Genomic DNA, 7,798 nt, shown 5'->3' on the forward strand with positions numbered 1-7,798 from the left:
CACACTCGCGATCCCCGCATCCCGGCAGGCACGGGCAACGCGGACAGCAATTTCACCGCGGTTCGCGATGAGCACCTTGCGCACGATGGCTCCCTTGGCTCATTTGGCTGGTTCGGCTTCCCCGACTCCGGCGGCTTCCCGGCTCCGACGCCCCGCGGCGGTCAGGGGGCCGCGCGACGGACGGCCGCGCTCACGGCGTCCAGCCGCCGCTCCGGCCGCCGCGCCGCCACTGGCCGGGGCCGCGGTCCGGGGCGGGCACCGTGCCCCGCCGCCACGATCGCCGCGAAGGTGACCGCCGCGCCGCGGGCTCGTCACCGAGCGCGGCGCCGGCGCCCGCCCACACCGCGAGCAGCGCGGCCAGCTCCTCGGCGGTGGGCTCGCCCCGCACCACCCGGATGTCGGGGTCGCGCGCGCCGCTCACAGCGGGATGTTCCCGTGCTTGCGCGGCAGCCGCGTCACCCGCTTGTCGGCGAGCGCCCGCAGCGCCTGGGCCACTTGCCCGCGGGTCTCGTGCGGCATGATCACCGCGTCCACGTAGCCCCGCTCGGCGGCGACGTACGGGTTGCACAGCGCCTGTTCGTACTCGGCGCGCAGCCGGTCGCGCTCGGCGGCCGGGTCCTCGGCCTGCTCGACGGCGCGGCGGTGCAGGACGGTGACCGCGCTCTCGCCGCCCATGACGGCGATCTCGGCGGTGGGCCAGGCGAGGTTGACGTCGGTGCCGAGGTGCTTGGAGCCCATGACGCCGTACCCGCCGCCGTACGCCTTGCGGGTGACGACCGTGACCATGGGGACGGTGGCCTCGGCGTAGGCGTAGATCAGCTTGGCTCCGCGCCGGATGATGCCGCCGCGTTCCTGCTCCAGGCCCGGCAGGAAGCCGGGGACGTCCACGAAGGTGAGGACGGGGATGTGGAAGGCGTCGCAGGTGCGGATGAAGCGGGCGGCCTTCTCGCTGGCGTCGATGTCGAGTGCCCCGGCCATGTGAGAGGGCTGGTTGGCGACCACGCCGACACTGCGGCCCTCCACCCGGCCGAAACCGCAGATGATGTTGCGGGCGAACAGTTCCTGCGTTTCGAGGAGCTCGCCGTCGTCGAGGACGGTGTGGATCACCTGGTGCATGTCGTAGGGCCGGTTGGCCTCGTCGGGGATCAGCTCGTCGAGCGCGAGGTCGGCGGCGGTGTACTCCTCCGCGGCGCGCACCTCGTAGTCGGGCGCGTCGTCCATGTTGTTCGACGGGAGGTAGCCGAGGAGCAGGCGGACGTACTCGAACGCCTCCTTCTCGTCGCGCGCGAGGTGGTGGGCGTTGCCCGAGACGGCGTTGTGGCTGTAGCCGCCGCCCAGTTCCTCGCGGTCGATCTGGTGGCCGGTCACCGTCTTCAGCACGTCGGGCCCGGTGACGAACATGTGGGAGATGCCCTCGACCATGACGATGAAGTCGGTGATCGCCGGGGCGTAGACGGCGCCGCCCGCGCAGGGGCCGGTCATCAGGGAGATCTGCGGGATGACACCGGACGCCTGGACGTGCCGCTTGACCAGTTCGGCGTAGAGGGCGAGGGAGACCACGCCCTCCTGGATGCGGGCGCCGCCCGAGTCGTTGATGCCGATGATGGGACAGCCGGTGCGCAGCGCCAGGTCCATCACCTTGAGGATCTTCTCGCCGTAGACCTCGCCGAGGCTGCCGCCGAAGACGGTGAAGTCCTGGGCGAACAGGCAGACCCGGCGGCCGTCGATCGTGGCGTATCCGGTGATCACGCCGTCGCCGAGCGGACGCTGGCGGTCCATGCCGAAGTCGTGGCAGCGGTGCCTGGCCATGGCGTCCAGCTCGACGAAGCTGCCCGGGTCGACCAGGGCGTCGATGCGTTCGCGGGCGGTGAGCTTGCCCTTGTCGTGCTGGCGCGCGACGGCTGGTGCGTCGGTCGCCAGCCGCGCCGACTCGGCCCGCCTGCGGGTGAGTTCGGACAGCCGCTCGGCGGTGGTTCCTCTTCCTGGGCTTGCGGACACGGTGTCTCCTCGGTGCGTCATGACCTGGCCGTGCGGGCGTCGCGGGGCCCGGACGTCAGCCGCTTCGTACGACGGCGTCGGCCAGCGATCCGTCCGTGTAGAGCTGTCGGCAGGCGCGGCGTCGCACCTTGCCGCTGGAGGTCTTGGGCAGAGTGCCGCGCCGCACCAGCAGTACGTCGTCCGCCTCCAGCCGATGATTGTCCCAGACCGCCTCACGTACAAGCCTGTGCAGCCGTTCCGTACCGGTCTCGCGCAGGGTCCGCCCGTCGGCCTCCACGACGACGACCAGTTTCTCGGTGCTGCCGTCGTCCACGGAGAAGGCCGCAGCGCAGTTGGGGCGCAGGCCGGGGGCGGCGGTCTCGGCGGACAGTTCGATGTCCTGCGGGTAGTGGTTGCGGCCCGCGCGGATGACGAGGTCCTTGAGCCGCCCGTTGATGTACAGGGTGCCGTCGTGGAGGAAGCCGAGGTCGCCGGTGCGCAGGTATTCGTGGCTGTCGTCGGCGGCGGGGGCGGTGCGGGCCCAGAAGGTCTCCTTGCTCGCCTCCGGGCGGCCCCAGTAGCCGGCCGCGACGCAGGGTCCGTTGATCCAGATCTCGCCGACGCGGCCGTCTGGCAGCGGGTTCAGGGTCGCGGGGTCGACGATCCTGATCCGGGTCCCGGACTCCGGCGCGCCGCAGCCGACGATCGGCACGGCGCCGGGCGCGTCCGCGTCGACCTGCCGGACCACGCCGTCCCGCAGGGCGTCGTCGGAGACCCACAGGGCGGCGGGTTCCCGGTCGACGCGGTCGCCGGTGGCCTTCAGGGTGTTCTCGGCGAGCCCGTAGCCGGGGCACATCGCGCGCGGGTCGAAGCGCGCGGGGGCGAAGGCGGCGGCGAAGTTCTCGATGGTCCGCCAGCGCACCGGTTCCGCGCCGTTGCCCGCGACCTGCCAACTGGACAGGTCGAGGCCGGGGCCGATCCGGCCTTCCGCGGCGGCTGACACGCACAGGTCGTACGCGAAGCCGGGCGCGGCGGCGTGCGTGCCGCGGAACCGCGAGATCGCCTCCAGCCAGCGGGCCGGGCGGCGGATGAACGCCTCGGGTGTCATCAGGTACGAGGTCGGGCCCGCCCACAGCGGCAGCACGATCCCGAACAGCATGCCCATGTCGTGGAAGAGCGGCAGCCAGGACACCACGGTGGCGCCGGGACCGCAGGGCCACAGGTCGTCGGTCTCCCGCGCGTTGGCCATGAAGTTGGCGTGGGTGACCATCACGCCCTTGGGGTCGCCGGTCGACCCCGAGGTGTACTGGAGCAGCGCGGTGTCGCCCGGTCCCGGCAGGGTGCCGTGCCACTGCTCCGGGTCCGCGCCCCCGGCGGCGTCCTCGGGCAGTTCGTCGGTGGGGATCAGCGTCAGGCCGGTCAGCTCCGGGCGGTCGCCGAACCGCTCCCGCAGCTCGCGTGCCACGGCGGCCGTGGTGAGGACGGCGTGGGTGTCCGCGTCGTCGGCGATGCCGCGCAGCCGCTGGAGTCCGCTGACCCGGCTGGGCACCTGGACCGGCGCCGCGGCGATGCCCGCGTACATGCAGCCGAGCAGGGCGCGGACGAAATCGAATCCTGAGGGGTAGAGCAGTACGGCGTTGCGGCCGGCGAGTCCCGCGGCGGTGAGCGCGACGGCGTGCCGCCGGGCGTCGGCGTCGAGGGCGCCGTAGGTCAGCGGGTCCTGCGGCTCCTCGCCGTCGTGCAGGAAGACGAAGGCGGTGTCGTCCGGCCGTGTCGCGGCGCGCAGCCGCAGCGCGTCCACCAGGGTGCGCACCTCGGGCAGGGTGCGCAGGTCGAGCGGCGCGGAGGGGTCGGGGTACGGGGGCACGGCCTCGGCGACGGGCTGTCGCGTCAGGTCGATGCTCATGGTCAGCGCTCCTTGTCGAGCCGGGCGAGCCGTCCGCGGTAGAAGGTGAGCGGGCCGTCGTCCTCCAGCGTGCCCAGCGAGGTGACGGCGCCGACCACGATCCGGTGGTCACCGCCGTGGTACTCGTCGGCGACCTTGCACTCCAGGTAGCCGATGGCGTCGCGCAGGATGGGCGCGCCGGCGCTGCCGCTGAGGCAGTCCAGCCCGTCGAAGCGGGTCGGCCCCGGTGCGGCGAAGCCCATGGCGACCGGGCCCTGTGCCGCGCCGAGGATGCTCACGGCGAAGGTCCCGGTGGCGCGGACGGCGGCCAGCAGCCGGGAGTCGTGCCGCAGGCAGAACAGCACCAGGGGCGGTTCCAGCGAGACGGAGGTGAAGGAGTTGACGGTGGCGCCGACCCATTGCCCGTCGATCACGCTGGTGACGACGGTGATGCCGGTGGTGAAGTGCCCGCACACCTGGCGCATGGCGGACGGCTCCGGCGGCAGGGCCTGGGCGGGGAACCTCTTGGTTCCGGTGTCTGCTTCCATGTCCACGATCCCCAGGTGGGCGAGTCTGCGTCGGATGTCCTGTTCCTGGTCAGTCGTCATGGCCGAGGTCTTTTCCGCCGCCGCGCGCACCGTAGGGCCGCACCAGGCGCAGCACTCCCGGTGGTGCTTCCTTGCGCGCCCACAGCAGGGTGCGCACCCGTTGCGGGGTGGTGAGGACGTACTCGCGGTCGGTGGGGTCGCCGAAGCCGTAGATCGGCGGCACCATCGGTTCGTTCCGCAGGCGGACGAAGATCCGGTCGGCGCTCTGGCGGGCGGTGGCGCGGCCCTCGGCGGTGTCGCGGCAGGCGGCGAGGGTGAAGTCGAGCAGCTCGCGGTATTCCGGCAGCGTCTCGTGGCAGACACCGGTGGCGGGGTCGGCGCGCAGCGAGGTGAGGGCGGCCTCGGCGGCGCCCGACGCCATCGTCTTGGCGCTCCGCTTGAGGGAGAGCGCGTCGAACATGGTGCCCAGCAGCCAGACCCTGGCCGTCGCGCTCCACAGCGCGGGGTGCGAACTGGCGGTCAACGCGGCGTCCACCAGGCGGTCCTGACGGTCCGCCATGCCGTGCTGCAATCGCTCCAGATAGCGGAAGCGGCCCGCCGACCAGTCGTCGTCCCTGGCCGCGGCGAGGATGTCGGAGGCCGCGGAGTAGACGAGTTGGGCGGAGGTGTAGAGGTCGCGGCCGAGGACCGGGTCGCCGCCGAGCGCGGAGCCGTCGAGCAGCAGCATGCGGTCGCCCACGGTGCGCGAGGCGTGCCACTGGCCGGAGTCGGCCGTCCAGCAGAACATCGGCTGGGCGTCGGCGAGTTGGGCGGCGACGGCCGGGTGACGGGCGGCGCGGGCGAGGATCTCCTCCCAGCCGTCGGTCCCCTGCCGGGGGAAGCGGGCGGCGTCCAGCGACAGGGTGACGGTGGCGAGCGCGGAGCCGGCCGGCGTACCCGAGCCGTTGCGGAAGTGGCCGACCTGTATCCAGCCGCCGTCGAAGACGTGGTGCAAGGTGCCCTGCGACCAGGGGTGCGAACCCTTGAGGACCGGCGCGACCCGCTCGTACGGCCGTACGCCGACGGCGTGCGCGCCGATCACCCGCGTGCCGGTGCCCCCGGAGACCCGCTCGGCGCCGAGCGCGCGGGCCACGGCCGAGTCGGGGCCGCCGGTGTCGACCACGAAGCGGGTGCGTATCTCCTCGCCCGAGGTCAGGGTCAGGCGTACCCGGTCGTCCTCGGCGACGGCCTTGTCGACCCGGACCCGCTGCCGTACCCGGGCGCCGTACCCGACGGCCGCGGCGAGCATCCAGGCGTCCAGGTCGGGCCGGTAGAAGCGGCTCTCGCCGTGCTCCGAGGGGATGTTGAACTGGAGGGAGTCGGCCCGCCGGTGCCCGGCGCCCTCGTGGTGGTGCACGAAGCCGAGGGTGCGCTGCACGCCGCAGTTGTACGACAGTTCGCGTCCGACCCGTCCCGCGTCGGCGAGCAGCGCGATCTCCGGCACCCGGAAGCGCTCGGCGATCACCTCGTAGAGGAACGAGGTGCACGGCAGCGTCATCTCACCCGGCTCGCTGCCGGACGTGTCGTGCTCGCCGAGCAGCAGGACGCGCAGGCCGTGCCGGGCGAGGATCACGGCCAGCGAGGTGGCCGTGATCCCGGTGCCCAGGACGGTGACGTCCGGGTCACGCTGGTCGTCTCCGATGTGGTCGGGGTCGGTTCTCATGGTGCCCATCACCTGTTCGGGTCGGATACGGATGGGTCAGCCGCCGTGCGCGACGCGTTCCATGGCGAAGCCGCGCATGGCGTGGGTCACCGTGCCCGCGATGTCGGCGGGTGCCTTGGTCCGGGCCCAGGCGACGGTGCGCGCCATGCGCGCGGGGGTCGCGTGGAAGAAGTGGTTGCCCGGCTTGTCGAGGTTGAGCGGCGGCGGGATGAAGTCGGCGGCGGAGAGCTGCGCGAACAGCCGCCGGGTCGCCTCCTGCGGTGTGATGGTGCCGTTCTCCACCTGCTCGCTGACGGCGGTGGTGTGGCGCAGCAGTTCGTTGCAGCCGTCGTGGGTGGGGAAGGGCGAGCCGAGGTACTTGGAGTGCTCCATCTCGCGCAGCGGGCCGGTGTCGCCGCCGCGCCGCAGCCGGTCGTAGACGCCTTCGAGGTGGAAGGTGCCGAGCACGGTGGAGATCGCCCAGGTCCTGAAGACCGCGTTCCACATCTCGTAGTCGCGGAAGGCGATGAAGGAGCTGTTGACCAGGTCGTCGTTGGCGCTGAGCAGGCCCTGCTCCAACTGCTCGACGAAGGCGAAGCGTTCGCGGGAGAAGTCGTCGTCGCGGATCGCGTCGAGCAGCCGGTAGCCCAGGACGTTGACGACTTCGAGGGTGTTGGTCAGGCCGCGGGAGTAGAGCGCGTCGATGAATCCGGCGGCGTGCGCGGTGATGCAGAAGCGGTCGCCGACGGTGCTGGTGGTCGAGTACTGCAACCGGCCGGTGGAGACCCACTCGCGGACCGGGCGGGCGTTCTTGAACTGCGGTGCGATGTCGGGGAACCGGCTGAGGAATTCGTCGAATTCCTGCTGCGGCGGGCCGTCGGGCCGCGGGTGGCGGCGCGGGTCCAGGGTGAGGCCGACGCTGCACAGCCGGTTGGTGCCGCCCTTGTTGTTGTCGAAGGGGATCACCCACAGCCAGCCGCCGTCGAAGACGTGGTGCAAGGTGCCCTGGTGCCACGGGCTGGGGTTGCCGTACTGCGACGGGTTGCGCATGACGTCGTCGTACGGGGTGACGCCCACCATGTGCGTGAACAGCGAGCGCGAGTGGTGCTTGAAGCGCGTGGGCTGTTCGCGCAGGCCGAAGTGCTCGGCGACCGGGGAGCGGTGGCCGCTGGCGTCGACCACGTAGCGGGCCTGGAAGGTCTCGCCGCGGTCGGTGGTCAAGGTGACGCCCGAGCCGTCGATGTCGACGTCCTGGATCCGGGTCTGCTGCCGCAGGACCGCGCCGTAGGAGGCGGCGGTGTACGCCATGTAGGCGTCGATGTCCTGCCGGTAGAAGTGGTTCTCGGTGTGCAGCATCTTCGGGATGACGAACTGGTTGACCTCGTCGGGCCGTTGGGCCTGGCCCTCGCGCTGGTAGACGAAGCCGAAGTTGCGCTTGACGCCGCAGGCCCCGGTCACGTGCTTGCGTACGCTCTGGAAGCTGGCGAGGTGGGCGATCTCCGGCACGTCGTAGCGGGCGCTGACGACCTTCATCAGCACCGAGGTGTAGGGGATGGTGGACTCCCCGATGGCGAACCGCGGGTGGGTGCCGGCGTCCAGCAGCAGCACCTTGGCGCCGTTGCGGGCGAGTACGGCGCCCAGGATCGAACCGGCGATGCCTGCGCCGAGAATGGCTACGTCGTGGCGGGTGTTCATCTGCGACCTCCT

At 72.0% G+C, this 7,798-nt stretch carries 7 protein-coding genes; all 7 read right to left on the minus strand.

Features of this window, described 5'->3' with window-relative positions:
* On the minus strand, nucleotides 1-84 hold an 84-nt coding region (locus tag ACFY9V_RS22655), incomplete at its 3' end, for a biotin carboxylase N-terminal domain-containing protein (protein ID WP_355335748.1).
* Between the two features lie 106 nt (nucleotides 85-190).
* Nucleotides 191-421 (minus strand): acyl-CoA carboxylase epsilon subunit, encoded by a 231-nt coding sequence (locus ACFY9V_RS22660; RefSeq protein ID WP_391047672.1) that lies wholly within the window; start codon nucleotides 419-421, stop codon nucleotides 191-193.
* A complete protein-coding gene (locus ACFY9V_RS22665) occupies nucleotides 418-2,019 on the minus strand; it encodes a carboxyl transferase domain-containing protein (protein WP_391162578.1) in 1,602 nt (533 codons plus the stop codon). The genes ACFY9V_RS22660 and ACFY9V_RS22665 overlap by 4 nt, the downstream gene beginning before the upstream one ends.
* Before the next feature lie 34 nt (nucleotides 2,020-2,053).
* Entirely contained in the window at nucleotides 2,054-3,883 is a 1,830-nt protein-coding gene (locus ACFY9V_RS22670) for an AMP-binding protein (RefSeq protein WP_391162579.1), read from the minus strand.
* A gap of 2 nt (nucleotides 3,884-3,885) precedes the next feature.
* A complete protein-coding gene (locus ACFY9V_RS22675; protein ID WP_391047680.1) occupies nucleotides 3,886-4,470 on the minus strand; it encodes a flavin reductase in 585 nt (194 codons plus the stop codon).
* On the minus strand, nucleotides 4,460-6,112 hold the full coding sequence (locus ACFY9V_RS22680; protein WP_391162580.1) for an NAD(P)/FAD-dependent oxidoreductase: 1,653 nt from the start codon (nucleotides 6,110-6,112) through the stop codon (nucleotides 4,460-4,462). Before ACFY9V_RS22680 ends, ACFY9V_RS22675 begins: the two co-directional genes overlap by 11 nt.
* 36 nt (nucleotides 6,113-6,148) lie before the next feature.
* Nucleotides 6,149-7,786, minus strand: coding sequence for an FAD-dependent oxidoreductase (locus ACFY9V_RS22685; RefSeq protein WP_355334782.1), 1,638 nt, complete (start codon nucleotides 7,784-7,786; stop codon nucleotides 6,149-6,151).
* Between the last annotated feature and the right edge of the window lie 12 nt (nucleotides 7,787-7,798).

The organism is Streptomyces sp. NPDC008317 (assembly GCF_042955955.1).
Taxonomy (GTDB): Bacteria; Actinomycetota; Actinomycetes; order Streptomycetales; family Streptomycetaceae; genus Actinacidiphila.